This window comes from Spirulina subsalsa CS-330 (genome assembly GCF_028330765.1).
In the GTDB taxonomy this organism is placed as follows: domain Bacteria; phylum Cyanobacteriota; class Cyanobacteriia; order Cyanobacteriales; family Spirulinaceae; genus Spirulina; species Spirulina subsalsa_A.
The window spans coordinates 1-26,612 of sequence record NZ_JAQMTY010000253.1 but is presented as its reverse complement, the minus strand read 5'-3'; the positions used below and the strand labels follow the sequence as shown (position 1 = coordinate 26,612).

Annotated in this window: 20 protein-coding genes and 3 pseudogenes; 17 read left to right on the top strand and 6 right to left on the bottom strand. The window is 52.7% G+C overall.

All coding sequences use genetic code 11. The features are described 5' to 3' along the window. Window positions 1-220: 220 nt before the first annotated feature. Window positions 221-2,284 carry a glycoside hydrolase family 55 protein gene (locus PN477_RS17530; RefSeq protein WP_272120275.1) on the bottom strand — a complete coding sequence of 688 codons (2,064 nt, stop codon included), beginning with the start codon at window positions 2,282-2,284 and terminating at the stop codon, window positions 221-223. A gap of 207 nt (window positions 2,285-2,491) precedes the next feature. Then, the gene (locus tag PN477_RS17525) at window positions 2,492-3,724 is read right to left on the bottom strand and encodes a WecB/TagA/CpsF family glycosyltransferase (protein WP_272120277.1); all 1,233 of its coding nucleotides are present in this window, start codon (window positions 3,722-3,724) and stop codon (window positions 2,492-2,494) included. Between the two features lie 510 nt (window positions 3,725-4,234). Between PN477_RS17525 and PN477_RS17520 the strand changes: the two genes are divergently transcribed. Then, the gene (locus PN477_RS17520; protein WP_272147505.1) at window positions 4,235-5,506 is read left to right on the top strand and encodes a dihydrolipoamide acetyltransferase family protein; all 1,272 of its coding nucleotides are present in this window, start codon (window positions 4,235-4,237) and stop codon (window positions 5,504-5,506) included. 429 nt (window positions 5,507-5,935) lie between these two features. Here PN477_RS17520 and rpmF read toward each other — a convergent pair whose 3' ends face one another. Further along, entirely contained in the window at window positions 5,936-6,112 is a 177-nt protein-coding gene (gene rpmF, locus PN477_RS17515; protein WP_272120280.1) for a 50S ribosomal protein L32, read from the bottom strand. Window positions 6,113-6,427: 315 nt separating this feature from the next. Here rpmF and PN477_RS17510 point away from each other — a divergent pair, with 315 nt between their 5' ends. After that, a complete protein-coding gene (locus tag PN477_RS17510; protein WP_072619607.1) occupies window positions 6,428-6,937 on the top strand; it encodes a bifunctional nuclease family protein in 510 nt (169 codons plus the stop codon). A gap of 11 nt (window positions 6,938-6,948) precedes the next feature. After that, complete coding sequence (locus PN477_RS17505; RefSeq protein ID WP_272120282.1) at window positions 6,949-8,076, top strand: aldo/keto reductase; 1,128 nt, start codon at window positions 6,949-6,951, stop codon at window positions 8,074-8,076. A gap of 12 nt (window positions 8,077-8,088) precedes the next feature. Here PN477_RS17505 and PN477_RS17500 read toward each other — a convergent pair whose 3' ends face one another. Then, window positions 8,089-10,065: a hypothetical protein gene (locus PN477_RS17500; protein WP_272120284.1), complete on the bottom strand. Its 1,977-nt coding sequence runs from the start codon at window positions 10,063-10,065 to the stop codon at window positions 8,089-8,091. A gap of 280 nt (window positions 10,066-10,345) precedes the next feature. On the opposite strand from PN477_RS17500, the pseudogene PN477_RS17495 reads away from it, so the two are divergent. The 8 genes and pseudogenes from PN477_RS17495 to PN477_RS17460 all read left to right on the top strand — a co-directional run. After that, window positions 10,346-11,245, top strand: a pseudogene (locus PN477_RS17495) (ribonucleotide reductase N-terminal alpha domain-containing protein); the annotation flags it as partial. 128 nt (window positions 11,246-11,373) lie between these two features. Next, on the top strand, window positions 11,374-12,093 hold the full coding sequence (locus tag PN477_RS17490; protein WP_272120289.1) for an HNH endonuclease signature motif containing protein: 720 nt from the start codon (window positions 11,374-11,376) through the stop codon (window positions 12,091-12,093). Between the two features lie 123 nt (window positions 12,094-12,216). Continuing rightward, window positions 12,217-14,601, top strand: a complete 2,385-nt coding sequence (locus PN477_RS17485) for an LAGLIDADG family homing endonuclease (protein WP_272120291.1) — start codon at window positions 12,217-12,219, stop codon at window positions 14,599-14,601. 140 nt (window positions 14,602-14,741) lie between these two features. After that, window positions 14,742-14,927 carry a ribonucleoside-diphosphate reductase gene (locus PN477_RS17480; protein ID WP_272147503.1) on the top strand — a complete coding sequence of 62 codons (186 nt, stop codon included), beginning with the start codon at window positions 14,742-14,744 and terminating at the stop codon, window positions 14,925-14,927. Between the two features lie 280 nt (window positions 14,928-15,207). Beyond that, window positions 15,208-15,420: pseudogene (locus tag PN477_RS17475) on the top strand (ribonucleotide-diphosphate reductase subunit beta); the annotation flags it as partial. A 102-nt stretch (window positions 15,421-15,522) separates the two neighbouring features. Then, the gene (locus PN477_RS17470; protein ID WP_272120295.1) at window positions 15,523-16,383 is read left to right on the top strand and encodes an HNH endonuclease signature motif containing protein; all 861 of its coding nucleotides are present in this window, start codon (window positions 15,523-15,525) and stop codon (window positions 16,381-16,383) included. Between the two features lie 130 nt (window positions 16,384-16,513). Continuing rightward, window positions 16,514-16,717 (top strand): ferritin family protein, encoded by a 204-nt coding sequence (locus PN477_RS17465; protein WP_272120297.1) that lies wholly within the window; start codon window positions 16,514-16,516, stop codon window positions 16,715-16,717. A 309-nt stretch (window positions 16,718-17,026) separates the two neighbouring features. Beyond that, window positions 17,027-17,485 (top strand): annotated as a pseudogene (locus PN477_RS17460) (ribonucleotide-diphosphate reductase subunit beta); the annotation flags it as partial. A 66-nt stretch (window positions 17,486-17,551) separates the two neighbouring features. On the opposite strand, the gene PN477_RS17455 reads toward PN477_RS17460, so the two are convergent. Next, on the bottom strand, window positions 17,552-18,784 hold the full coding sequence (locus PN477_RS17455) for an FAD/NAD(P)-binding protein (RefSeq protein ID WP_272120302.1): 1,233 nt from the start codon (window positions 18,782-18,784) through the stop codon (window positions 17,552-17,554). 85 nt (window positions 18,785-18,869) lie between these two features. Here PN477_RS17455 and PN477_RS17450 point away from each other — a divergent pair, with 85 nt between their 5' ends. The 6 genes from PN477_RS17450 (at window position 18,870) to PN477_RS17425 (ending at window position 25,038) form a co-directional block, all read left to right on the top strand. Continuing rightward, window positions 18,870-19,856, top strand: coding sequence for a CobW family GTP-binding protein (locus PN477_RS17450; RefSeq protein WP_272147500.1), 987 nt, complete (start codon window positions 18,870-18,872; stop codon window positions 19,854-19,856). A 2-nt stretch (window positions 19,857-19,858) separates the two neighbouring features. Then, the gene (locus PN477_RS17445; RefSeq protein WP_272120306.1) at window positions 19,859-20,929 is read left to right on the top strand and encodes a WD40 repeat domain-containing protein; all 1,071 of its coding nucleotides are present in this window, start codon (window positions 19,859-19,861) and stop codon (window positions 20,927-20,929) included. 281 nt (window positions 20,930-21,210) lie between these two features. Beyond that, entirely contained in the window at window positions 21,211-22,182 is a 972-nt protein-coding gene (hemB, locus tag PN477_RS17440) for a porphobilinogen synthase (protein WP_417158848.1), read from the top strand. A 46-nt stretch (window positions 22,183-22,228) separates the two neighbouring features. Continuing rightward, the gene (locus tag PN477_RS17435) at window positions 22,229-23,374 is read left to right on the top strand and encodes a metal ABC transporter solute-binding protein, Zn/Mn family (RefSeq protein ID WP_272120311.1); all 1,146 of its coding nucleotides are present in this window, start codon (window positions 22,229-22,231) and stop codon (window positions 23,372-23,374) included. A 39-nt stretch (window positions 23,375-23,413) separates the two neighbouring features. Further along, complete coding sequence (locus tag PN477_RS17430) at window positions 23,414-24,196, top strand: metal ABC transporter ATP-binding protein (RefSeq protein WP_272120313.1); 783 nt, start codon at window positions 23,414-23,416, stop codon at window positions 24,194-24,196. Continuing rightward, the gene (locus PN477_RS17425; protein ID WP_272120315.1) at window positions 24,193-25,038 is read left to right on the top strand and encodes a metal ABC transporter permease; all 846 of its coding nucleotides are present in this window, start codon (window positions 24,193-24,195) and stop codon (window positions 25,036-25,038) included. The genes PN477_RS17430 and PN477_RS17425 overlap by 4 nt, the downstream gene beginning before the upstream one ends. Before the next feature lie 94 nt (window positions 25,039-25,132). On the opposite strand, the gene dnaN is transcribed toward PN477_RS17425, so the two are convergent. Then, window positions 25,133-26,299 carry a DNA polymerase III subunit beta gene (gene dnaN / locus PN477_RS17420; RefSeq protein WP_272120317.1) on the bottom strand — a complete coding sequence of 389 codons (1,167 nt, stop codon included), beginning with the start codon at window positions 26,297-26,299 and terminating at the stop codon, window positions 25,133-25,135. Between the last annotated feature and the right edge of the window lie 313 nt (window positions 26,300-26,612).

Below are 26,612 nucleotides of genomic sequence, written 5' to 3'. Positions count from 1 at the left end.
CTAGCCCCCCTTAAAAAGGGGGGAACGCAAAAAAGTCCCCCTTTTTAAGGGGGATTTAGGGGGATCAAACGCAGACGAGGCCAACATTTGAACGTTATGTATAAGCAGTAGCCCCTAGGGAGAGGGCTAGGGTGAGGGCTTTCCGGGATCTGGCTAATTTTGTCAGTCAACCAGCTATTCCCCCGGTTGCTGAGACGCTTAGAGTCCCAATCGATTGAGATTAATGGGAGGAGCGGCGCAGCTTAGTCCCAATCCAGATCAGGGCAGCAGTGGGAAGCAGCCAGGACGGCTCAGGGATGATGGTGTGTTTTGGGAAATGACTGCCCAATTGCTGGAGATCGGGGCGTTGATCGGTGGCTGGGGTGGAGGCTGCGGTTTCTACGGAGAAGAAGCGATCGCTTCGATTGCGGTTGGGATTGACAATGTCGGTGGTGTGACCCCCTGTGGTTTCACGGATGAGGATGGGATAGCCGATGGCGGTGGGTGCATAGGTGCGAGTGACCACAGCGAGATCGGATTCATCTTGCACATATTGAGGTTGAGGGGGTTGGGTATCGGGAATGTCTTGGTTGATGTAGATCAATCCGCCAATGACATCCGTTTTACCCTGAGCGTGGGTACTGAGAATTGTGCCAGGATTTTCCGTTTTTAACCCCAGCACCCAAAGCTGGCCGCCCTTGTTGATGATTTTTGCCTCACCGGCTGGCGGTTGCCCTTCAACATTCAAGCTCCGCGCCCATAGGGCTTGATTCTGCATCGTGACTTGATTGGTCACAATGTCTTCTAAAAAGGTGTCGCCGCTGCCTTGGGGGGTGTTGGCATAGCTGCGCAGGGAGGATTTTTGGACGACAAGGGTGCGATCGCTATTTTGCAGCACGCTGGCCTCCTCTAACCGTTCGATCACCACGATCGGGGCATCGCCCGCCTCCAGTCGAAAACTCGGCTCCACAGAATCGTTGCTAATCCGTGCGCCCATGCCCGTAATCCGGCGCACTGTGCCGCGAATCTGCACGGGTTCTGTGATCTCATAGGTGCGATTGGGCAGAAACACCGTATCCACACCCGGCGTATCGATGGCGGCTTGAATGTCTGCGCTCCTGTTGCCTTGGGCGATCGCCACCTTGCCCAGATCATCGGGTAAGCGAGGCGTATCGCGCACCGGCAGTTGAAACGGCGGGGCCTCGGTGGCCGTGCCGAGGGGATCAGCGCAAGACCAGTAGGGGATATTCCCCGTCAGCGGCGTTAATGCTCCGGTGTTACAGTCGTACAGTGTGGCCGTGTTGCCATATCCCTGCTGTTCCACATCGATCAGCAATGTGGCCAGGGTGGCATTTTCACCGGGGGTGCTGTTGCCGTCGGGACGATAGCGGGTTGTGATGGCGCTCAGGTCAGCGGGGCCGGTATTCGTGAGACGAGCACCGAGGAGGGAGAGGGTTGCACCGTGGGCGAGCATTTCAACGGCGGGCACGGGGTTTTCGCTGACGAGATTACGCAGGGTTAACACCTGCATGGCTTGGCGAATCCCGGCTTGGGTTTGATCGCGGAGGTGAATATTTTCCATGTGGACGGAGTTGGTTTGACCGCCGCCCACATCAATCCCGTGGGCAAAGCCGATCACCTCTAGATTTTTTACGAGGAGGGGGCCCACTTCGGGGGCGGTGAGGTCGAGGCCGCTGACTCCTTGGCGATCGCCCGATCGCACCTGAACATCAAACACGCCGCCGCCATTGTTGGAATTAAATTTCAGGGCGATCGCGCCCGGATTATTGCGCCCGGTATCGAGGGTGAGATTTTCCACCCGATTGCGGAACCCATTGGCGCGGTTTTCCCCGGTATCCAACAGGGGTTTGGGCGAGGTGCGATCGCCAAATCCCGCCGCCCCATCCGCCAGCTTCAAAATCGTACCCTGCCGACTCTCCCCTAAAACCGTCGTGCGTTTATAGGCCAAACCGTCATGTTCGCCCCTGGGCCATTGCACCGTGTCCCTGAGCAGATATGTCCCATCGGGAATGTAGATAATTTTATTGCCATTGGCAATCTCATCGCGGGATAATGCCCGCTGAAACGCCGCCGTATCATCTGTTACGCCATCCCCCACGGCTCCATAGTCCCGCACATTAATCACCCCGCCCGCCGCTTCCGGCAATGCCGGGAAACGCTCATGGCGTTCCGTAAAAAAAGCCTGAAGGGATTGATAGGTTTGGCTGGCAACAGGTTGAGGGAACAGTGTTGCTGCGATCGCCCCCACCGCGACAGGCAACAGCATCGCCTGAACAATCAACATAAGACGCACAGAACATCGCATAACCTTTTCTGAACTCAAACCTAGCAACTGAGAAGGTGAACCAAGACGGTGCTGTCGTTCCCCTTGGTCAAACTCTCTCCAATGATCATAGACTGCTGGATGTTGATCGCTGATCAGTCTATGGTTGACAGACTACGTTGCATTGCAGAACCCACAGCCCCAAACCATGGGGCCAAAACTCTGGCTTTATTCAGTGGGTAGGGGAGTGGAGATATTCATTGAATTCACGATCCAATCTACCGTTTCTTGCTTCAGCCATCCTTTTTGAGCGGCAATTTCACCAAAGCGTAATCCCTCTTGGTTTTGCGCTTCGAGAATTTCTTGGATTTGCTCATCATCTAACAGGCCCGCTAACTTGAGATACATCCCAATGGGCTGCCGGATGTCTTCAACGGGGAGTTGCGGTAAATGTTCGATCAGAAAATCCACGGTTTCCGGCTTCAGCCAACCCCGCTGGGCCAGGATTTGACCAAATTGGAGATTGGGGTATCGCTCTTTGTCGGCCAGGATTTCCTGCACCTGTTCTACGGTTAAGAGACCCGCTTTTTGGAGCAGTTCGCCGATGGGTTGAGCGTGCCGGTATTGATGGATGGGTTGTTTGGGGTCTTGGAGTTTGGCTTGGGCTTGGAGCGCGATTTGTTTCGCAGCCAACAGGACAAACGGCGGAATCGTTCCGGCGTAGCGTTTCCAAAGGCGTTTGGGTTCTTGTTGGAGGCGGTGGAGCCATTCGAGACCCAGTTGCTGCATCCGTTCGGGGGCGCGTTGCACTGTGCCTGCGTAGAATGGAAAGACGGCCCCAACGCCAAGCATGACGGCGTTAATTTTGCCGCGATGTTCAATGATCCAACGTTCTTGCTTGGGGCAACCGAGGGCGACAAAAACGAGACCCGCACCGCTGGCGTTGATGCGTTCGATCAGTTCTTGGTCTTCTGCGGGGGTGAGGGGGCGGAATGGTAGGGGTTCCATGCCGGCGATCGCCAGTTTTTGATATTCTTGTTCGAGGCGATCGCGCATTTTTTCGAGGGTTTCCGCATCAGACCCCACAAAGGAAACACTCACATCTTCATGTTGGGCCTGATCGCAGCAATATTGAAATAAATCACTCCCCGTCACCCGGTCTTGTTGGCTTAAACCCAGTTGCTTCATCACCCACACCAGCGGCATCCCATCCGGGGTCACCAGATCCGCTTGCTGCAAGATTTTGGCAAATTCAGGATTCCAGTGTGCTTCCATCAACATGTGGACATTAGCCGCAAAGACTCCTTTACTCCAGCCTGCCTTAGCCCACTGCATGACCGTGCTGATTTGTGACTCCAAACTCATTGCCGTCACGGGTGAACCAATCACCCCCACGTTGGGGATATAAAACTCTAAATCTGAATTCTGAACGGGGCCTGAGCCTTCGCGAATACTGACCATGATTAAAGCTCTGGTGTAATGATGGATAAGGGTTAAGTGATGGATTGAATGGCTTAACACTTAGCCGGTGTTAATCGGCTCACAGGATGTTGTTACCTGGCGCACCTGAAATAGAGACGGGTGGTGCAATGTGATCAATCATCATGCGGGTTATACCGATTAATCATAGCGTAATTTATGGGGCTGGCAAGAAGGCTATGCAGTATGATTACGGGACTTTTGAGAAATACACCATTGGGATGGTCACACAGTTAATCCGTAGTCTTGCGTAGTGATTGAGACTAACCCTAGGCGATTTACTCAGCCATGAGACCCATGGACTGAGCCACCACTCTGTTCCTTAGGGATTTTTGGGCGTGCGGGCGACTCCGTTTCACGCCATCGCCTTGGCGTTCATCCTGACCTTCACCGTGAGCCGACTGTTGGGCTTCCCGCCGATTAAGCTAAACGCGGTAAAATGCTAAGGCTTAACGCACCGTTGTCCACCTTGTCGCAAAGAAGAAACGCTCCATGATCCGTGATATTTTTATGCCCGCACTCAGTTCCACCATGACTGAGGGAAAAATTGTCTCGTGGACCAAACAGCCTGGTGACGCAGTTGAAAAAGGCGAAACCGTCGTTGTTGTTGAATCCGACAAAGCTGATATGGACGTGGAATCGTTCCATGCTGGTTATCTGGCTGTGATTATTACCCCCGCTGGGGAAGAAGCTCCGGTGGGAAGTGCGATCGCGCTCCTCGCTGAAACTGAAGCCGAGATCGAACAGGCCAAACAACAAGCTGCCTCTCAAACCAGCGGTTCAGCCCCCGCCCCCGCCGCCGCTCCTGCTCCTGCCCCGGCTGCTCCCGCTCCGGCTGCCCCGGCTCCGGCTGCTCCCGCCCCGGCTAAAACAGGTAGAATCGTTGCCTCTCCCCGGGCGAAAAAACTCGCCAAGCAATTCAAAATCGACCTTGCGACGGTCAACGGGTCGGGCCCCTACGGTCGGATTGTGGCTGCTGACATTGAACAGGCTGCGGGCCAACCCGCCACAGCATCGCCCGCGCCGGCAGCGATCGCAACCCCAGCCCCCGCCGCTGCTGCTCCCGCTCCCACCGTTTCCCCCGTCACCCCTGGGGAAGTGAAGCCGATGAACACCCTCCAAAAAGCCGTCGTCACCAACATGATGGCGAGCTTACAGGTTCCAGACTTCCGCGTTGGCTACACGATCACCACCGATGCCCTCGATGCCCTCTACAAGCAGGTGAAGCCCAAGGGCGTAACGATGACCGCCCTCCTCGCCAAGGCCGTGGCCGTCACCCTCGCCAAGCACCCCATCGTCAACGCGAGCTATGTGGAAAACGGTATCCACTACTCCAGCGGGATCAATGTTTCCGTTGCGGTGGCGATGCCCGATGGCGGCCTGATTACGCCGGTGTTGAAAAATGCCGATCAATTGGATCTCTACAGTTTGTCTCGCACCTGGAAAGACCTCGTAGCGCGATCGCGCTCCAAGCAATTGCAGCCCGATGAGTACAACAGCGGCACATTCACGATCTCGAATTTGGGGATGTTTGGGGTAGATCGCTTTGATGCGATTTTGCCGCCGGGTCAAGGGGCGATTATGGCGGTGGGTGCGTCTAAACCGCAACTGGTGGCCGGTGATGATGGTCAATTTGGTGTCAAGCGGCAAATGCAAGTCAACCTCACCTGCGATCACCGGGTGATCTATGGCGCAGATGCGGCATCGTTCCTCAAAGATCTCGCAACGCTAATCGAAACCAATCCCCAATCCCTCACACTGTAGGGCCGATGGTTGGCCTAGGGTCTGTCTTTGCCTAGGTCTAGCTCCTGCTAGGTCAACGTTTGCGCGTTATGGATCAGCAGTAGCCCAACGTAGGAAGAGGGGTTTCGATGACTTGTCTGGGGGACATTCACCAGCCCAAAAAGCCCTCTCTGTTGGGAGCTACTGCTTATACACAAACTGCTCTTAACGATGTTCACCTTCTCTCGATCCCCCCTAGCCCCCCTTTTTAAGGGGGGAACGAAAAAAAGTCCCCCTTTTTAAGGGGGGAACGAAAAAAAGTCCCCCTTTTTAAGGGGGGAACGAAAAAAAGTCCCCCTTTTTAAGGGGGATTTAGGGGGATCAAACGCAGACGAGGCCAACATTTGAACGTTATGTATAAGCAGTAGCTGTTGGGAGAGGGCTGGATAGGAGTGGGCATCAACCCAGGTTTTATTCGTCGTCGTCGTCTTCGTCATCCGTAGGATATACAAAACTTTCAGAGCGTCCGGTGAGGACGGATTTACCTTGGGACAACGCTTTTTGAGCCGCGAAGGCTGCTTTCCGTTTCCAGTTGGCGCGACGTTGATCGCGTTTTGCATTAGAGGTTTTCTTCTTGGGGACTGCCATGATCCTGTGTTTCTATTATTCGGGGTCGGTTATCTGACGTAATTGGTCAGACTTTTCGCAACCTCCCATTATACAGGGAAGCGGCGAAAGTCGAGCCATGGTTTAGATGATGCGATCGCATCCTGCCATTTTTCCGGATTTCTTAATCAATGGTTCTCACCCATTCTTCCTGAGACTAGGGCATACTGAAGGTTAATCGTTGGTACTGGCGTTGAGTCAGGTCACAGTCTAATCCACTTGAACCGAGCCGATCCACTCACCTGCCAGCGACTTTCAGAGATAGAACGCTGTTGAATCATTTGAGAGAATGAGCCGATGATTGAAATGACTGTTGCGGGTATTGCTCTCGATGCCTATACTCGGAGTCCCATTGTTCTACTCAAAGATGGGTCTGATCGTCGTGCTCTCCCCATTTGCATCGGCCAAGACCAAGCCAAATCAATTATTGGGGCGCTTGAACAGCATGACCCGCCGCCTCGCCCCCTGACCCATGACCTGATCGGCAATATTTTCGACAGCCTCGATCTTTCTCTGTCGAAGATCGTGATTCATGCGTTGCAAGATAGCACGTTTTACGCTTTGCTCTGTTTGGAATGGGGTGATCAGACTCGCGAAATTGACTGCCGCCCTAGTGATGCGATCGCGATCGCCCTGCGCACCAACAGCCCGATCTGGGTTGTGGAAGAAGTCGTCGCCGAAGCCTCGATCCCCGTCGATCGCGATGCCGACGAAGAAGAACGCCAAGCCTTCCGCGATTTTGTCGCCGATATTAGCCCCGAAGACTTCATCAAAATGGGACGGCGACAGGGCACGAGCGAAAGTTAACCCCCAAGCCCATGGACTATCGCCGGTTTGGTCGCACCAACCTCAAGCTTTCGGTTTTTTCCCTGGGGACGATGCGCGGCCTGCATGATCCCCAACAGTTTCAACGCACCCTATGCGCTGCCGTCGCTGGGGGCATTAACCACATTGAAACGGCTCAAGGCTACGGCAATAGCGAGATCTATCTGGGTCAAGCCTTGCAATCTTTACCACCGGGGGAGCGCGATCGCCTCATCCTCACCACCAAACTCACCCCCACCGCCGACCCCGCCCAACTCCGCCCCCACCTCGAACAGTCGTTACAACGATTACAGCGCGATCGCCTCGACTGCTTCGCCCTCCACGGCTTAAACACCCTAGAGCATCTCCACTGGCTCAATCGGGGCGGTTTCGACGTGATCAAAAAGGCCCAGCACGACGGCTTAATCCGTTTTATTGGCTTCTCCACCCACGGCCCTTTAGATCTGATCCTGACAGCCCTCCACACCTACGCCTTCGATTTTGTCAATCTTCACTATTACCTCTTCTTGCAGCGCAATGCTCCGGTGCTCGATGTTGCCCAGGCCCAGGATCTCGGCACGCTGATTATTTCGCCCCGCGACAAAGGCGGCCAGTTGTTTAATCCCCCCGATCGCCTCCGTTCCCTCTGTAATCCCATCTCGCCGGTGGGGTTGAATTACCGTTTTTTACTCGCCGATCCCCGGATTACCACCTTGAGCGTCGGAGCTACCACCGCCGCCGATCTGGATGAGCCGTTGCAGTGGGGCGATCGCACCGAACCCCTCACCCCCACCGAAGCGCAGATCCTCGCCCGTCTCCGCACCGCCCAAGGTGAAACCCTTGGCCCTGACTATTGCCAGCAATGCTACGCCTGCCTGCCCTGCCCCGAAGCGATCCAGATTCCGGAAGTCTTGCGGCTGCGGAATCTGGCGGTGGGGTATGGGATGACGGACTTTGGAAAATACCGTTACGGGATGTTTGAAAAGGCGGGCCATTGGTTCCCCGGTCGCAGGGGCGATCGCTGCACCGACTGCGGCGACTGTCTGCCCCGTTGTCCCCATCACCTCAATATTCCCGCCCTCCTCCGTGACACCCACGATCGCCTCCGGGGCCCATCCCGCCGCCGCCTTTGGGACGATTAACGCCGTTGTGGGTTAATTAGGGGTGTGGGATTTCACCAAAATATTGTTGGTGGTGTAGATGTCGAGGGGAATCCCGGCGCGATCGCTGATCCGTTCGAGGGCCTGTTCGAGGGCGAAGACGTGATCCATGACATCCACTTGGGCTTCAAGATTGTTTTGCGATCGCGCCCGTTCTGAGGTTTGGCGCACCTGTTCCACATAGGCCGGGGTGAGGCGCACCGTGATTTTGGCGTTTGTGACGGTGTAGACGCAAATTTGGCGATCGTTGAGGCGGCAGACCTTATCGAGATCGGTCTTGGCCTGTTGCAGTTGAAGCGAGCCTTCTAAGCGGGATTCGGCCCGACTGAGGGCATCGCTGTAGGTATTGACCAAGGGTTGGGCTTGAACCGCGTTGAAGCTGTCTCTGGGGATTTGTTTCAGGGAGGCGATCGCCTGATTCCACCCATTGATCGCCTCTGTCCAGCGGTTTTGATTGGCGGCGGCTTCGGCTTGCGCCGCGAGGCGAAGGGCTTTGCTGTAGGCGTTGGTGGCGAAGGTTTCTTGGGTTTGGCGATCGCGGGCTTCCTTGAGTTGCGGTTGATAGAGTCCCAAGAGGCGACGGGCTTCAGGAAAGGAAGTCGTGGCCGGGGGAATGTTGTTGAGAGCATCAATAGCCGTTTGCCAGGTGCGATAGGCCAATTGCAAGTCCGGCAACGATTGGGCAATGGTGAGACGCACTTCCGCCACTTTGGCCGCTTCCTGGGCCAGGGCTAGGTTTTCGACGGCGGTTTTTTCCGTCGTCAAGCGTTCGTTAACAATGCTGACATTTTGGCGATATTCCTGCACCTTTTTCTGGGCAAACCGATAAAACTCGCTCGTGGGGGGCAGGGCATCGAGGCCGGCGATCGCTTCATTCCACCGATCTAACGCCCCTTGCCACTGCTCCACCGTCAGGGGCGGATTCTGGGTCGCATTGGCCGCCGCATTGGCCGCTTTGAGCGCGTCCACCAGTTCCGCCACATTGTCCACCGTCAGTTCATACACTTGCAGCAGTTCTGCCGCGTCGTCATGGCTCCCCGACCAGGAGGGGATCGACTCCAACAGCAACAGGGCGCGATCCAGTTGGGTTTGAGCTTGGAGGACGGCTTGACCGGAAGGCGGATCTTGGAGGGTGGCGATCGCTTCATTGGCCAATTCCTGCGCCACATCCAACGTCCGACAAGACCGCAGCACACAGGGACGACTCAGGGCGTAAATACTGCCAAAAAAGACCCCCACACTAATCACCGTCCCCACAATCAACGCCGGAACCCAAAACCGCTCATCCAGCGATCGCCAAGACAACCCCTCCGCGTCTGGCTCGATCCCATCGGTAATCGGATCACGGGGCGCGGTCTCGGTATCCGGCTCCACCGCCAGAAACCCATTTTCCCCATCCTCTGCCGCTGCGAGGATCAAATTATCGGTTTCCATGTCGATCAATTCATGACCCGCCGCCGCTTCTGATGCGGTTTCCGGTTCCGGTGGGGCGAGGTTTTCCGGTTCGGGGGGTTCATGCACCAGCGCCCCCTGTTCGGCGATGCCTTCCGGGGTATAGGCTCGCACCTGGGCCGCCACGTCCACAGCCGGGGGGCGCGGAATGTAGTTATGAAAGGCGTAGGGTTGCGATCGCCCCTCTAACTTTAAATACATCAAACTCCGGAACCGTTGATGAAAGTCCGTCTCATGGAACACCCGTTCCATCAACCGAAACACCCGCGTCGGATGGGCCAATTCCGGGCCACGATGTTGCACTACAATCAACAACGTTGTTTGCTTGAGCGTGCCATGGACATGCACCGGGCTTAACTCCGGCAATTCCGTATGGAGACGTTGCTGGACAAGGTCTTCAAAAATAGCCAGTTCAGTGGGAGGGACAGCAGTGCCAAGCATCACAGATTCAACAGAATGGACTTCAACGACAACGCCACACAGAGCGCGAGCAGGTGCGATCGCATCTCGAATTCGCAACCCTTAAGATACTGTGCATCATTATGGCTGAATTCTTAGGAAGGGGAAGCGATTGAGCCGAAAATTCCCGTCAGGGGCGATCGCATCACGCCCCACCCATTCAGCCCCACCCATCCAGCCCAATCCAGCCTAACCGAAACCCCCCTACACGAATTCCTGGTTTTTCTAGGTATAGTGTGCTACAGGTTATTTTTGATCATAATTTACGCTAGGGATAGAGGAAGGAGCGTTACACTGGGAGACTGAAACAGTCTCTTAGCAAAATACAGGACGTGTTGTGATTCAAACTACTCTCAACCCTCCATTCTCTCTATCATCCCAAGCTGACATCAGTGTTGTGAAACGGGATGGAACCCATACCCCTCTGAACATCAAGAAGATTCGCGATGTTGTGGCGTGGGCCTGTGGGAATCTTGAGGTCAACCCCGTCGCCTTAGAGTCAGGGCTGACCACTCGTTTACGGCATGGTGTAACCACGCGGGAGATTCAAGATAATCTGATCAACTGTGCCCTGGAAATGTGCAGCCCAGAAGAACCGGATTGGCGTTATGTAGCAGGACGGCTTCATATCTGGAGTCTCTGGAAAGACACTCTGGTCGCCCGGCACTACCAATACAGCAACTACGCCAAAACAGTCAGCAGTCAGATCGCCGCGAAAGCCTACGATCCTCGCATCCTTGCCTACAGCCCGGAGGAACTCGCTGAGGCGGGAACCTGGATCAATCCCGATTACGATCTCGATTATGACTATGCCGGGGCGGTGATACTAACGAAGCGGTATCTACTCCCAAATGAATTGCCCCAAGAGGCATTACTCACCTGTTCTCTCCTGATTGCGTCCGTGGAGGAACCCCAAAACCGGATGGTGTGGGCGCGACGGATTTATGAAGCGATCGCAAGCCGCAAAATTTCCCTTGCCACTCCCATCCTGGCAAATCTTCGCGTCCCCGGCGGGTCTTTGGCATCGTGCTTCATTACCGCCATGGAAGACAATCTGGAGAGCATCTTCCACGAAATCACCAACACCGCCCGGATCAGCAAAGGCGGCGGCGGCGTGGGTATGAACGTCTCACGGATTCGGGCTACAGGGTCACGGGTGATGGGCAAGGAAAACGCCTCCGGTGGCGTGCTGCCTTGGGTGAAGCTGTTAAACGATACAGCGATCGCAGTCAATCAGGGTAAACTTTTCTGCCCCATCGCGGCGTAAGTCACGATGCAAACTCCTCTAATTGCTGGAAACTCTCAGTAAATCACTAAGAACAAGAATTGGTGTCATAATGAGACAATCAGCAGCCAAGGGAGTGCAAAATGTCAAAAGAGCAACGATACAAAACCGAGATTCAATTTATTAAGGACAATTACTTGTCGATGAGCGCACGGGAAATCTCAACAGAATTAGGGTTAGGAATTGATGTTGTTAAACGGCTAGCAAGGTCGTTTGTCTATGACATCAACGAATCCCTAGGTGTTGAGGGTCTACCGGGCTTCAAGATCATCAAGGATTCCCCCATTCACGCCGTTAACAATAAAGGAACGGTAGTACGAATCCGAACCCATAAACAGATCCGCCCAAGTGTAAATAAAAAAGGATATTTCCAAGTTTGTTTGCAAGGGAAGAAAAGCCACAGGGTTCACCGACTTGTCGCAGAAAATTTTGTGCCAAATCCGGGTAACAATCCGCAAGTCAATCACATTGACGGAAATAAATTGAACAACTCCTCAGATAATCTAGAATGGGTCACAGATGAGGGAAACAGATCCCACGCCATAAGAAATGGATTGTGGAAAAACATTCCTCAAAAAATATCTCAACGTCAGCTAGGAGAGGGCAACTCCCGATCCAAACTTAAGGAATCTGACGTTCTTGATATTTACAATCGACTCAAAGCAGGTGAGGGGGTTTGCCAGATAGCCAAGCATTACGGCGTTAACCATGCCAATATCTGTGCTATCAAGTCTGGTAAATCTTGGAAAGCGTTGCACGACTTGCACTTCAAGGTTCAACGACCAGAGCGTGATTGCTCGTAGCCTCAAGTGAGGCGAAATGGGGAGCCTCCTATCTCTAGGAGGGTGATATGGTCTGATCTACCGGGTGACTGGTAGCGGTGGTTAAAACCACGGGCTAGGATTAACGACCTTAGCTGAACGTAAATGGGACGACGCGCCGGGGCTGTGACAGTTTCCCTCGATATCTGGCATCTGGATATCCCTGAATTTTTGGAGTGTCAGACCGAGAACGGGGACGTGAGAAGGAAGGCGTATGACGTTTTTCCACAGATTGTCATCGTTGACGAATTTATGCGGCGGGTCAAAAATAAGCAAGACTGGACATTAGTAGACCCCTACGAAGTGAATCGCGTCTTAGGCTTTGAGTTGGCGGAACTGTGGGGCGATCGCTTTGATGCCGCCTATGCCGAAGTCGAGCAAGCCTGTAGCGATGGCCGCCTGAAATTGTTCCACCGGGTTAATGCACGGGAACTGTTCAAAGAAGCGATGCGGACGCAGGTAGAAACTGGACTGCCCTACATGAGTTTTAAAGACACGATTAACCGTTTAAATCCCAATAAACATGATGGTTATATTCCGGCGACGAACTTGTGTGTTGCCCCTGAGACTAAAATTTTGACCCGTCATGGTCAAGTGGCGATCGCAGAGTTAGAAGGTCAACAGGTTGATGTTTGGAATGGGGAAGAGTGGTCAAATGTCCTGATTCGTAAAACGGGGGAAAACCGGGAACTGATCAAAGTTACGTTAAGTAATGGAGAAATCTTAGAATGTACCCCACAGCATCACTTTTGGATCAAGAATCATTACCAACGGCGACCAGAGCGCATCAGTGCCCAAGACCTCCAGCGCGGTGATAAGCTCATCAAATACGAACTCCCTGTAATGTCCTCAGAGTTTGATGTTGAGTTTCCCCATGCGTACACGGCTGGATTTTTCACCGGAGACGGTAGTTATGGCGGCAGTGATCATCAATTCCCAGAAATTGATCTCTATGGAGAAAAGCGCGAGCTACTCCCTTACATTGAGGTTCGCAACAAACTCCAGGGCAGTAAGCATTACACCCGTGAACTTGATAAAGTTGCTGTTTTTGATGATATCCAACAGGATCGTATTATTTGCAAATTACCGTTAACCGTTCCGCCAAAATTCACAGTCCCGATGAATGGGTACACGGTAAAATCCCGGATTAATTGGCTTGCCGGATTATTGGATAGTGATGGAACAGTTTCACGCAATGGTTTGAATGAAAGTGTGTCAGTCTCATCTATCAATCTTGAGTTTTTGCGTGAGACGCGATTAATGCTTCAGACCTTGGGGGTTGATTCGTTTATTAACGAAATGCAAACGGCAGGGTATCGCTTATTACCCGATGGTAAAGGAGGCCAAAAAGATTACTATTGCCAAACGGGTTATCGCTTGCTAATCAGCAGTGTGGGCTTGTCTAAATTGGCAGAATTGGGGCTAAAAACGCACCGATTAAAATGGGTTTATCGGAAACCTCAACGTGCTGCTTCTCACCATATTCAAGTGGTTTCCATTGAACAAGCCGGGCGTATTTCTGACACATACTGCTTCACCGAACCGAAGCGCCACATGGGAATGTTTAACGGTGTTTTAACGGGGCAATGTGTCGAATCGTTCTCGAATGTCACCCCTGGCAAGTTTTCGCATACTTGTAACTTGGTTTCGCTGAATTTAGCGAATATTGATGATGATTTAGCCCATCATTGTGAAACATCGGTGCGGATTTTGGATAATACCATCGACCTCACAAACGCCCCCTTTGCGGCTAGCGGTGCGCATAACGATCGCTACCGGACTATCGGAGTTGGCGCGATGGGGTTGGCGGATTGGCTAGCGAAGCGGCGTTTGAAGTATGGCGATCGCACCGACATCAGCGCCCTTTTCGAGGATATGGGCTACCACTGCACCCGCTACTCCATGGAACTCGCCCAGGAGCGCGGCGCGTATCCTGCCTTTGAGGGTTCAGAGTGGAGCCGGGGCAATGTTTTAGGCGGGCGTGATCTGGATTGGATTGATGCCAATGCCACGCAGCCCGAACGCTGGCATCAACTCGCACGGGACATCCAAACCCACGGCATCCGTAACAGCCACGTTACAGCGATCGCACCCAATACCTCATCCTCCCTCGTCCAAGGCTGTACCGCGTCGATTTTGCCCACCTACAGCAAGTTTTACTACGACAAATGGGCGAAAGGGGTTGTGCCAATCGCGCCGCCGTTCATTGGCGATCGCTTCTGGTTCTACACCGAAAACAAAGTGATGGATCAGCGCATCGTTGTGGATGCTGTCGCCACGATTCAACAGTGGATTGATACCGGTATCAGCATGGAATTGCTCTTCAACCTAAATGAAGGCGTGTACCGTGATGGGGTACTGACGGCCAAGGATATTTATGAAACCCTCATTCATGCGTGGGAATCAGGCTGTAAAGCCATTTACTACATCCGCACCGTACAAAAGGACAATTATAAGGAGTCCGACCACTGCGTCGCCTGCGCGAATTAACCAATAGTTACCAGTGTAGGAAATTCTCGCGGCTCTGCGTTATGATCCAAAAAGTCCCAAAATAGCATGAAGTTCGTGTTTGACTTCATCTCTATTATGGGACGTAAAACTATCGGAATTTTTTGCATATTTTACCCAACATGATCGCACTTGAAAACCAAAAAATGCCGATCAATCCGATCTTCAATCCGGAAGGAGATGATCGAATTGAAAACCGCTCTATGTGGTTCGGCAACGTCACCAATCTCATGCAACTCAATGATGTTCGCTACCCTTGGGCGGTGAACTTGTATCAACAAATGCGTGAGAATTTCTGGATTAACTAGGGAGTCCAGATAAAATCCCTTGAAAACGGTGAAACTCTGGATTTTAGAGATAATATACCCCAGACAATACCGTGCCAAGCTGCAAGCGAAAAACTCGCAGAAGGTGTAGAGACTATCGAAAGGGTTAACACCTGAGTAGAGTAGGTGGGAAGCGATCGCCCATCGAAGCGGGGGACTCCTTTATTCTTAAAAGGATGATGATATAGTCCGATCTATATGGTGACATATAGCAGCTTTTCAAAAGCGGGCAAAGCGTAGCGAACTTTGTTGAACAGAATGACCTCAAAAGCTCGACATCACGCAAGATGTCACCGATTATCAAAACCTTACACGAGAGGAACGCCGTGCATTTGATGGAATTTTATCCTATCTAACGTTCTTGGATTCTGTCCAAACCTGCAATATTCCGCACATCAAAGCCTCAATTACAGCTCCTGAAATCAGCCTTTGTATGGCGGAACAAATTAGCCAAGAAGGGATGCACAATCAGAGTTAAATGATGGCTCCTTCAGTCGGTAACGACTGTCGAAAACCTCTCTAATTGCTGGAACCTCTCTAAAGGTTTAGAGACAATCAGCAGCCAAGTAACAAAACCATGAAATCAATTCCTTCAGCTCCTGAGTATTTAATCGCAGAAAATGGAATAGTCACTAAAAACGGCAAGCCACTAAAGATTAACCGATCTGGCTCTGTTCGTGTGGCAATTCGTCGAAAAATGCGTTTACTCTCAGAACTTTTGGCAGAGACGTATTTAGGAATGCCAATAGATAAAAAACACTTAGTAATTTATCTTGATGGAAACCCAATGAATACAGAGTTGTCAAATTTAATGTGGGTTGATCGAAACTACTCTCAGATTGATTATCCGGTCATTGACTTCTCTGGTGAGTCATTTCACCATGCCAATCATTTAGAAGTTAAGCAGTATTATGTAAGTGAGTTTGGTAAGATATTGAATTTTGCCACTCAGCGAATCATAAATCCTGCAAAAGACTCTATGGGATACTTTAGGTTTTCATATTATGTCCCTGATCAGGATGGTTTGATGAAAAAGACGGTAGCAGTACATATCTTAGTCTATCAAACCTTACGAGATGTTTATGATAACACCAAGTATGAAATTAACCATATTGACGGCAACAAGATAAACAACAATATTTCTAATTTAGAATTAGTTGATCATCAAGAAAATGTCCGTCATGCAGTGCGTACCCATTTAAAAAGAGTCAAGTATAGTGAAGATCATATTGCACGGGTGATTTTCATGCTTCAATCTGAGAAATCCTGGACAGATATTTTTTATGAATATCTCCAACCGCATTTAGGCTTGACAAAGCAAGCAGCATTTTCCTTGATCAATGGAATTTCCAATGACAAAAATGCTTATGCAGAAAAGTGCCAGAATCTTGGTTTTGTTAAAGGTTCAACGACCAGAGCGAAAGCTCGTACACGATAAGCTGAAGATCGTGGAAATGGGAGGCATCCCAATGGGATGAAGATATGGTCTGCTCTATCTGGTGACAGGTAGCTGTGGTTTTGCCCACGGGGAAGAACTTGCGATTCTTTCTGAACGAAGGTATCAGTACATGATTGAAACCATTATTCCGGCGGAACGTCGTGCGGATGTGTATGATTTTTGGCGCACTGATCGGGTGTTGCTAGAACGGTGTAAATTTGTGGCGGGAATTTATCAGAAATATCTGGATGAACCCACGGCGGAAAACTATTTTGTGTCTCTGCTTGCGGACTATATGCTAGAAGGTCTGTACTTCTATAATGGGTCAGATTAATTCAAGGCCCACCGATTCCGTAAGGTGTCGGTTAACATCCCTCAAATTGCTGGAACCCCCTAAAGCCCCTGAGCCAAATCGGAGTAGGAAACTACAAACGTAACGGAGCGAGAGCAGAAAAAAATCAAGGGATGGTGCTGAAGCCGCAAGGCAGCAACGCCACAACAATGGGAAATCAGCAGCGAAGCCCTGTTAAAAGGGGAACGTTCAACGAGTAGACGGGGGACATCCTAGCGACAGCCGCAAAGGAAAAAGAAAGTAGGATGAAGGTGTACTCTAGCCCCTCGTGAAAGCGTGGGTAGTCGCGTTATCTATTTCTATAATTTGGCATCGCGGATGTTGATGCCAGGTAGTGCGGATATTTTCAAGATGATCAACCGTGACGAATTGAGTCATGTGCGGTTATTTCAACGAATCATTCCGGAGGCGATGGAGTCGTTAAATCACTCGAAAGATCAGGTGTATGAACTGTTTGATGCGGCGGTTCAGCAGGAGATTCAATGGTCGAATCATATTGTGGGGAATCAGATTCTGGGGATTACGGATGCGAGTACGGAGCAATATACGAAGTATTTGGCCAATAGTCGTTTGCGGGCGATTGGGCTGGATAATTTGTATGAGGGCGATCGCTACAAAAAATCCCCCTATACCCACCTAGAGCGGTTCAGCGATACGAAGAAAGACGGCAACACCAAGGCGAATTTCTTTGAATCTGGGGTGACGAGTTACGTGATGTCGTCGGGCTTGACGGGTTGGGATGAGATTTAGCGATCGCACCCTCTAGCCTTTTAAACTGAATCAAACCCAATAAAGAAGGGGAATCTATCCCCTTCTTTATTGGGTTAGCGCAGGCACAATCCGCTCACTGGCTAACTTGCCGCCAAAGAGGTTTCGTGCCACGGGACCTAGTTGCAGTGCTGCGGCTCCACCCATGATGAATAGGTTGCAGCCTGCCCAGCGGAGATGGGAATCGAGAATGGGTAATCCGTTCAGGATCGGCAAAGGATGGCGATCGCGCACATCGGATAAAAGCGACCAATGGTTAACATCTAGGGTGGTTCCGGTTGCCAGCCAGATGCGATCGATGGGCAGATGGGCAATGCAATGATGAACATCCGATTGATTGCAGGTGACTTTCCAGGCATCTCCTTTCCACTCCGCTGCCTGGACTTGACATTTTTCGTAAAATGACAGCCTGCCTTCCCGTTCCAGGCGGCGCAGTTTGGTGAACAGGGCGGGGGTGAGGGAGCCACCATTCCGGGCGGATTGAATCCTGTGCCAACGGGTTTCCCAGTCGGGTTCGGCGTGAAACCCCTTCAGGTATTTGGGGCCGAGCCATCCCGGATCGGCATCAAACAGCTTGTCGTAGAAGGTGCGCCGCGCCATCATGATGACCTGTGCGCCACGGGCGATCGCCCCCACCGCCAGATGCCCACTGGTGAGACCACTACCGACAATCAGCACCCGCTCTCCTGCCAAGTGCAGCCCTCGCAAATCAATCTGGTGGGAATGAAGCAGGCGATCCCTTGGATAGCTCAACGGCAGCGATCGCACCCATTCCGGAAGGTTGGGCGTGCCTCCGGCGATCGCTAACACCACCCGCTTCGCCGTCAACCCGCGACCATCTGCCATCCTCAATCGAAACCGCTGCTGTCTTTGGTGCTGAAGGTGTTCGATACGCTGCACCCGTGCCGGAATCACCCGCCCCTGCAACTCCCAGCGGCGAATCACATCCTGGCAAAAATCCTGAAATAGCTGGGTTCCTGGTAAGTCGTAGGGGGGAAAGAGTTCCTGCGATCGCGATTCTGCAAAGGAACGCAGCGCGTGGGGATTGGGGTCGGGATGGTGAACAGCGGGCGATCGCAGGTGGGGAATGTCATACGCCGCAAACTGATGCTGCCATTGCCGCAACCAATCCCCCGCCGGATCGAGCACCACGAAGCGGTTCCGCATCGGCTTTTTCTTTTGCAAGAGGTGAGTGACCAGGGTTAACGCCTGGGGCCCTGCCCCCACAATGGCGATGTCAACGAATTTAGGGAGTAGTGATGGCTCGACGGGCGATCGCATAGCTGAAACCAAAAGAGTTGCACTCAATACCGTAACTCAATACGATAATGATTATCGTTCTATTTTAAGTCGTCAGGAGTTGTTTATGATTGCTGCCATCCATCCCACCGACGATCGCTTAACAGTACCTGTGACGGTGCTGACAGGCTACCTGGGAGCCGGGAAAACGACCCTATTAAACCGCATCCTCACCTATGAACACGGCAAGAAGGTGGCGGTGATTGTGAACGAATTTGGCGAAGTAGGCATCGACAACCAGTTGGTGGTAGATGCGGATGAAGAAATCTTTGAAATGAACAATGGCTGCATCTGTTGCACCGTGAGGGGCGATCTGATCCGCATCATTGGCAACCTGATGAAGCGACGCGACAAGTTTGACCATCTGGTGATTGAAACCACGGGGTTAGCCGATCCGGCTCCAGTAATTCAGACCTTCTTTGTGGATGACGAGGTGCAAACCCAAGCCCAATTAGATGCGGTGGTGACGGTGGTAGATGCGCATCATATCTGGCAACACTGGGAAGCAGAGGAAGCGGTAGAGCAGATTGCCTTTGCCGATGTGATTCTGCTCAATAAGATTGACCTGGTGACGGAGGCGGATTTGGCGGCATTGGAGCGGCGGATTCGCGGGATGAATGCGATCGCCAAAATCTATCGCACCCACGACGCGCAGATCGATATGGATGCCCTATTGGGGGTCAATGCTTTTGACTTGAACAACGCGCTGCAAATTGACCCAGAGTTTCTTAACGAAACAGCACACGAACATGACGAAACCGTGGGTTCTATTGCCCTGGTGGAGTCGGGCGAACTCGATGGCGCAAAGCTCAACGTTTGGCTCGGCGAACTCCTGCGCGATCGCGGGCCTGATATTTTCCGCATGAAGGGCATCCTCAACATTGCCGGAGAAGACCACCGCTTCGTCTTTCAGGGAGTTCACATGCTGTTCGAGGGTCGCCAGGATCGCCCCTGGAAACCCCACGAATCCCGCAAGAATGAACTGGTCTTCATTGGTCGCAACCTGGAGCAGATGAACCTGGCAGAACAGTTTCGGGCTTGTCTGGTGAGCTAGTGATGCCAAGAACAAAGACACAGGATTTATTCAAACTCCGGTGGCACAAGACGTTATCGGATTACGTGACCGCGATCGCTTGGTCGCCCGATGGAGCATGGCTTGCCGCCAGTTCTGCGGCAGGTGAAGTTGTTCGATACGAGGCAAAGACAGGTGAAATGACCCTGTGGCAGCAGGCACAGGGAGAATCGGTGGATGCCCTGGCGATATCCGCCGATGGCGCATTTCTAGCGGCAGGGGGACAATCGGGAGCGGTTTGGATCTGGCGGTTGGATGGCGGTACTTCCACCCTAGTCACGACCTTGGAGCATTCCCGTGCTTGGATCGATCGCCTGCAATGGCATCCCCATCATCCCGAACTGGCATTCAGTCTGGGACACTATGCCCAGGTATGGGATGCTGCTACCCAATCGGTCATCACTACGCTGAACTTTGAGTCTTCCTCGGTGTTAGATCTGGCATGGCATCCCCAGGGCGATCGCCTCTCCCTCAGTGGCAATCAGAGTATCAAAACCTGGCATCGGCAAGACTGGGATGATGACCCAACAGTGCGAGAGATCGGCGGAGCGAGTGGGGCGATCGCCTGGTCACCCGATGGCAGCTACCTCGCCTCTGGCAATAATGATCGCTCAGTGGTGGTGTGGGAGGAGGAGATTCCCTACCCCTGGCAAATGCAGGGCTTTCCAGGCAAAGTCCGACAGCTTGCTTGGTCGAGGGTTAAAAAAGCGATCGGTGTGCCTCTCCTGGCCTCCATCAGTGCTGAAAGCGTGGTCGTCTGGACAAAAGATCGCGATCCGTCAGTCGGCTGGAATGCTCAGATGTTGGATGTGCATCAGGGAATTGTGAGGGCGATCGCCTTCCAACCTCAGTCGCTACTCCTCGCCTCCGCTGCCGACGATGGCTACCTCTGCCTCTGGCACAACGCCAATCGCCTCGCCCAGATTCTCGCAGGCGCACCCGCCGGATTCTCTTGCCTCGCTTGGAACCCTGCCGGAGGGGCGATCGCGGCGGGAGGAAGCCAAGGAGAACTGCTGGTATGGACGGAGACAACCACCGGAAAAGGGTTTGGCTAACACTAGTGCAGCGTCAATGCCAAGAATCAGGATGTTTGTAGGGTGCTGTTAGCGAAGCGTAACGCACCGTCACGTTGAGCGTTGGACATTCAAGACAATCCGAATAGTAAGTCTTGACGCTGCACTAGCACAAGAGAAACCCGGCAAAAAATGGGGTAGAATAATCAGAATGATAATCATTCTCATTTTTACCATCCATGTCAATTTTGCTTCCCCCTGAATCTGCCTTAGCTTCTGCCCCAGAAGTGGCGGCTAAGTCTGTGACCTTAACGAATGTCTCGATGCGCCGTCCCCGTCGGCTGCGTCGCACGGATGCACTGCGGCGAATGGTGCGGGAAACGGTGCTGACGGTGGATGACCTGATTTATCCCCTGTTTGTGATGGAAGGGGAGGGACTGCGGGAAGAAGTGCCTTCAATGCCCGGTTGTTTCCGCTATTCTCTGGATTTATTGCTAGATGAGGTGAAGGCAGCGCAGGATCTGGGCATTGGGGCGATCGCCCTCTTCCCCCTTATTCCCCATCACCACAAGGACAACGGGGGAGGCGAAAGCTACAATCCCGATGGCTTAGTTCCCCGTGCGATCCGCGCCATCAAACAGGCAGTTCCCCAAATGCTGGTGATCACCGATGTAGCCCTCGATCCCTACAGCAGTGAGGGCCACGATGGCATTGTCGAAAATGGGCAAATTCTCAACGATGAAACCGTTGCCGTGCTGGTCAAACAAGCTCTGATGCAAGCAGAAGCAGGAGCCGATTTTGTGGCTCCCTCAGACATGATGGATGGTCGAGTGGGAGCCATTCGCCAGGCGCTTGATGCAGAAGGCTGGATCAATGTGGGGATTCTCGCCTATGCCGCCAAATATGCCTCCGCTTACTACGGGCCATTTCGGGATGCCCTGGATTCAGCCCCCAAGTTTGGCGATAAAAAGACCTATCAAATGGATGCAGCCAATGCCAGAGAAGCCCTCAAGGAAGTGGAGCTAGACATTGCAGAGGGGGCAGACATCGTGATGGTGAAACCCGCTTTGGCCTATCTGGATGTGATTTGCCGCATTAAGCAGCACACGAATTTACCCGTTGCTGCCTACAACGTCAGTGGGGAGTATGCGCTGGTCAAAGCAGCGGCGCAGCAGGGCTGGATTGATGAGCGAACGGTGATGCTGGAAACCCTGACCAGTATGAAACGAGCGGGAGCCGATGTGATTTTGACCTATTTCGCGAAAGAGGCGGCTCTCGCTCTGCGTAGCTATTGACTGCATCGATAACCGATTACGTTCTTTCATCAAGACAATATTAGTGATGACCTTGCATTTTTTGAACCGTATTTCTGGCAATCTACAACGAGTTTCGCTGGTGGTCGTGGGGACGATCGCCCTTGGTTTGGGTAGTTGTGCCACCACTGCGCCCCCTAGGAACTCAGAATCCTCAGATCCAACCGATGCAGACGTTGTCGCGTCTTCAGATGATCCGTTGCAGGTGGTGACGACGTTCTTGCCCATGACCCAGTTCACAACGGCAGTGGCCGGCGATCGCGCCGCAATCACCCAATTGCTGCCCACCAACGTAGGGCCCCATAACTACCAAGCCAAACCGGGCGATGCTCAAGCGATCGCCACTGCCGATGTGCTGGTGCAGAATGGTTTGGAAATGGAGTTTTTCTTGGACGACATGATCGAGAACGCCGAAAATGTGGATCTGATGATCATCGACTCCAGCGAAGGCATTGCCACCCTTGAGATCGATGAGCACGGTCATGACCATGATCATGACCACGCCGAAGGGGAAGCTCACGACCATGATCACGCTGAGGGAGAGGATCACGACCACGCCGGACATGGCCATCATCATGGCGAATTTGATCCCCATGTGTGGATTGATCCGAAACGGGCGATCGAGCAGGTGAAAAATATTCGAGATGGTTTGATTACGGCCGATCCAGAGGGTGAAGCGGAATACACCGCCAATGCTGAGGCCTTTATCGCTAAGTTGGAGGCTCTGGATGCTGAGATTACAGACATGCTGGCCCCCTTTGCAGGGCAAACCTTCGTCGTGTTCCATGACTTTGCATCTTACTTTGCCGATAGCTATGGGCTGCAATCTGAAACGCTGGTGGGCATTCCAGAAGAGAACCCGTCACCAGAAGATGTGAAGCGATTGATGGAAACGGTGCAGGCGGAAGGTCTGAAAACAATCTTGACTGAACCCCAGGCAGGGAAAGCATCGTTTGAGGCGATCGCCAACGACCTCAACATTAACGTCAGTGTATTTGACCCCATCGAAACGGGGAGTTCCGAAGCGGTTCAGCCCGATTATTATCTAACGATAATGCGCCAAAATGCTAAAAACCTGGTGGCCAGCTTTGAAGCCTCTGAGCAAGCAGGGCTGCCGCTCTGGATGCCCCAACCTGTGGCAGTTGTACCCCAGCAGATCGGCTTAGGGTTGTGATTTTGAGGCCCATTTCAGTTCTGAGTCAGGAGTTTTGATGTGAGCAAGCCGGTTTTAGTGATTGATGGGTTAACGGTTTACCGCGAAACTCATCTGGCGGTCGAGCAGGTCTCTTTTGCGGTGCAACCCGGCACAGACACCGCCATCATCGGCCCCAACGGAGCCGGGAAAAGTACGCTGATTCAAGCGGTGTTGGGCATTGTCCCGCGCCAGTCGGGGGATGTGTTTGTGCTGGGGTGTCCCTTGTCGTTTCAAGGCAATTTACCCGATGCCGTCCGCCAGCGGATCGCGTATTTGCCGCAACATTTCTGGTTAGATCGCCGCATTCCGATCACAGTCTCCGAATTAGTGGGGCTGGGTTGGGATCGAATGGGATTGCAACTGCCCTGGGTGGGAAGACGGACACGTCACCAGGCGGTGCGTAATGCATTGGCTCAGGTGGAGGCATGGCATTTACGCGACCAACGGGTTAGTAGCTTATCGGGCGGGGAAACGAAACGGGTGTTGCTTGCCTACTGTTTGGTGCGGCCGCGATCGCTGTTGATTTTGGATGAAGCTCCGGCGGGTCTTGATCTGCGCAGTGAGTCCGATTTTTATCAGTTGCTTTATCAACTCAAGCAGGAACAGGGTTGGGCCATTTTGCAGATTTCCCACGACTTGGGTATGGTGCGCCGCAATTGCGATCACGTCCTCTGCCTGAATCGTAAACTCCTCTGCCAGGGCACTCCTGATCATGCCCTCGCGCCTGAGCAATTGTCGTTAGCCTACGGGTCAGAATTCGTTCGTTATCATCACACCTGTCAACTCAATCATAAATTATGACCATTGAGGCTGAATTCACTCGCGTTATTGGACTGTTTCAACTCCCCTTTATGCAGCGGGCACTCATGGGCGGCGTTTTGACTGGATTGATGGGGGGCTTGTTGGGCAGCTTTACCATTCTCCGACAGCTTTCTTTCTTTAGTGATGCCCTCGGACATTCTGCCCTGTTGGGCATTAGCATTGGGCTATTGCTGGGCCTTGACCCATCCTGGGTAATGCTTCCCTTTGCTGTTTTGTTTGCCCTGGCCGTCACTTATTTTCTAGAACGCACCCACCTCTGGACGGATGCGCTCCTGAACATTATCTACTCGTCCTCCTTGGCGATCGGTGTTATTCTGCTTAGCTTTCGAGACGAGTATCAGGGCGGCATCACCAATCTTCTGTTTGGGGATATTCTGGCCGTGCAAACGGCTGACTTGATTTTCAGTGTCCTGTTGTTGGCGGTCTGCGTGACATTTATTGGCTTGACGCTGCGATCGCAAATTCTCATGACCTTGAATGAACCAATGGCGATCGCCCGTGGTGTCTCTGTCTCTACCCAGCGCACCACCTTCATTGTGCTGCTTTCCCTAGTTGTCGGCATTTCCATTAAGGCGATCGGGGTCTTACTGATCAGTGCCTTTGTGGTGATTCCTGCCTGCGCCGCCCGTCTGTTGAGCCGCGAATTCACCCATTACATTCTGATTTCCGCAGGTTTAGGGGCATGCAGTGCCGTAGTCGGCATGATGGTGTCGGCCCTCGTTGACTTGCCCTCTGGCCCTAGCATTGTTAGCGCCCAACTTGCCATTTTTCTATCGGCCATTCTTGTTTCCAAAACCCACATTAGCCCAAGAGGGGTTTAGCTCAATCAGACAGGGGAGAGGCGGTTTCTCCAGGAGCGATGTGCGATCGCTCCTGACTTGGGGCAATCTCGCCGGTTCAATTCGAGCGATCGCGCTAATCCCGCAACTGCACCGGCATGGCGAGATAGGTCATTTTCAAACCACTCAGGGGCGTGAAGATCACCGGCTGCGTGGGCGAGTTGAGATGGATGGTGATTTCACTACTCGACAGGGCTTTTAACCCGTCCATTAAATACTTCACATTGAACGCGATTTCTTTGGGCGTATCACTGCTCACGGTCGCGTCCATCGATTCCCGGCCACTGCCCACATCCTGGGATTCCACCGACAACTGTACCTGTTGCCGCTCTTGGTCAATCGTGCAGCGCACCACATTATTTCGAGAATCCGCCAAGACCGCAATCCGCTCTAGGGCACTTTGAAATTTGCGGCGATCCACATTAACTTGATTGGAAAACTGCGTCGGCAAGAGTTGACGATAGGCAGGATAAGCCCCTTCTAGTTTGCGGCTGGTGAGTTTGAGATCATCCCCCAGTTCAAAAACGACTTGACCCGCATCGATATGCAGCGTTACCCCATCTTCTTTATTGCGGAGGCCGAGCATCCGCTCCAATTCCCGTAACGCCCGCGCGGGAATGGTCACCTCAAGGCCATCGGTGGCGGTGTTGGCTTCGGCATCGTCGTCGCGATCGTTGGGGGTTTCGAGGACGGCTAAACGGTGGCCGTCGGTGGCAGCAAATTCGATCGCATCCCGACCGAGGGTGACATGAACACCGGTTAAGACTTGCTTGGTTTCTTCGGTACTGGCAGCAAACAGGGTCGATCGCAACCCCTCCGCGAGGGACTCCACCGGCAGCAGAATCGAGTCGCCATCATCCACGGTGGGCAGTTCGGGAAAGTCTTCGGCGTTGAGGCTGCGCAGTTGGTAGCGGCCAGAGGTGGAGGTGAGGGTGACGAGGCCGCCTTCGTCGGTGTCGTCGTCTTCGTGGGTGAGGGTAATTTCGCCATCGGGAAGACGGGAGATGATGTCGCCGAGGGTTTTCGCGGGTAGGGTGATGTCGCCGCTCTGGGTGACTTGGGCGGGAAAGCTGGTTTCGATCCCAAGGCTGAGGTCAAAGCCTCGGAGCCGGATACGCTGTTTGCTTTCGTCCGCAATTAACAGGACGTTGCCAAGCACGGGATGACTCGGACGAGCGGGAACGGCTCGACTGACGAGGGAAAGATTGCTGTTGAGGTCGCTTTGGCTGCAAACAAGTTTCATGGCAACGGAATCACTCAAAATTTCAAATCGGAATTCCCATTGTGTCAGACGTGGGAATCAGGCGATTTTTCGATCAGCCTTGAATCTTTTGCCCAGTGAGGCATACAGCGATTTAGCAGGAATTTTTTATTTTATTTTTTGGGGTGGGGGGTGATACCCCTCTTTTGGGGTGCTATCTTCAATGCAAAAAGAGGACTCCCGCTACACCGTTAGGTTAGCGGTGAGATGAATTTTTGCCAACAAATAAACCGACCAACGGGAGACGACTGAATTCAGTTTTGTGTTAGAATCGGGAGGCCAACGCACCCAAGTG

What these genes read in the sequence shown, in the direction of transcription:
- PN477_RS17530 (WP_272120275.1), bottom strand. Translation starts at nt 2,284, where the DNA reads ATGTTGATTGTTCAGGCGATGCTGTTGCCTGTCGCGGTGGGGGCGATC.
- PN477_RS17525 (WP_272120277.1), bottom strand. Translation starts at nt 3,724, where the DNA reads ATGGTCAGTATTCGCGAAGGCTCAGGCCCCGTTCAGAATTCAGATTTA.
- PN477_RS17520 (WP_272147505.1), top strand. Translation starts at nt 4,235, where the DNA reads ATGATCCGTGATATTTTTATGCCCGCACTCAGTTCCACCATGACTGAG.
- rpmF (WP_272120280.1), bottom strand. Translation starts at nt 6,112, where the DNA reads ATGGCAGTCCCCAAGAAGAAAACCTCTAATGCAAAACGCGATCAACGT.
- PN477_RS17510 (WP_072619607.1), top strand. Translation starts at nt 6,428, where the DNA reads ATGATTGAAATGACTGTTGCGGGTATTGCTCTCGATGCCTATACTCGG.
- PN477_RS17505 (WP_272120282.1), top strand. Translation starts at nt 6,949, where the DNA reads ATGGACTATCGCCGGTTTGGTCGCACCAACCTCAAGCTTTCGGTTTTT.
- PN477_RS17490 (WP_272120289.1), top strand. Translation starts at nt 11,374, where the DNA reads ATGTCAAAAGAGCAACGATACAAAACCGAGATTCAATTTATTAAGGAC.
- PN477_RS17485 (WP_272120291.1), top strand. Translation starts at nt 12,217, where the DNA reads ATGGGACGACGCGCCGGGGCTGTGACAGTTTCCCTCGATATCTGGCAT.
- PN477_RS17480 (WP_272147503.1), top strand. Translation starts at nt 14,742, where the DNA reads ATGATCGCACTTGAAAACCAAAAAATGCCGATCAATCCGATCTTCAAT.
- PN477_RS17470 (WP_272120295.1), top strand. Translation starts at nt 15,523, where the DNA reads ATGAAATCAATTCCTTCAGCTCCTGAGTATTTAATCGCAGAAAATGGA.
- PN477_RS17465 (WP_272120297.1), top strand. Translation starts at nt 16,514, where the DNA reads ATGATTGAAACCATTATTCCGGCGGAACGTCGTGCGGATGTGTATGAT.
- PN477_RS17455 (WP_272120302.1), bottom strand. Translation starts at nt 18,784, where the DNA reads ATGCGATCGCCCGTCGAGCCATCACTACTCCCTAAATTCGTTGACATC.
- PN477_RS17450 (WP_272147500.1), top strand. Translation starts at nt 18,870, where the DNA reads ATGATTGCTGCCATCCATCCCACCGACGATCGCTTAACAGTACCTGTG.
- PN477_RS17445 (WP_272120306.1), top strand. Translation starts at nt 19,859, where the DNA reads ATGCCAAGAACAAAGACACAGGATTTATTCAAACTCCGGTGGCACAAG.
- hemB (WP_417158848.1), top strand. Translation starts at nt 21,211, where the DNA reads ATGCGCCGTCCCCGTCGGCTGCGTCGCACGGATGCACTGCGGCGAATG.
- PN477_RS17435 (WP_272120311.1), top strand. Translation starts at nt 22,229, where the DNA reads ATGACCTTGCATTTTTTGAACCGTATTTCTGGCAATCTACAACGAGTT.
- PN477_RS17425 (WP_272120315.1), top strand. Translation starts at nt 24,193, where the DNA reads ATGACCATTGAGGCTGAATTCACTCGCGTTATTGGACTGTTTCAACTC.
- dnaN (WP_272120317.1), bottom strand. Translation starts at nt 26,299, where the DNA reads ATGAAACTTGTTTGCAGCCAAAGCGACCTCAACAGCAATCTTTCCCTC.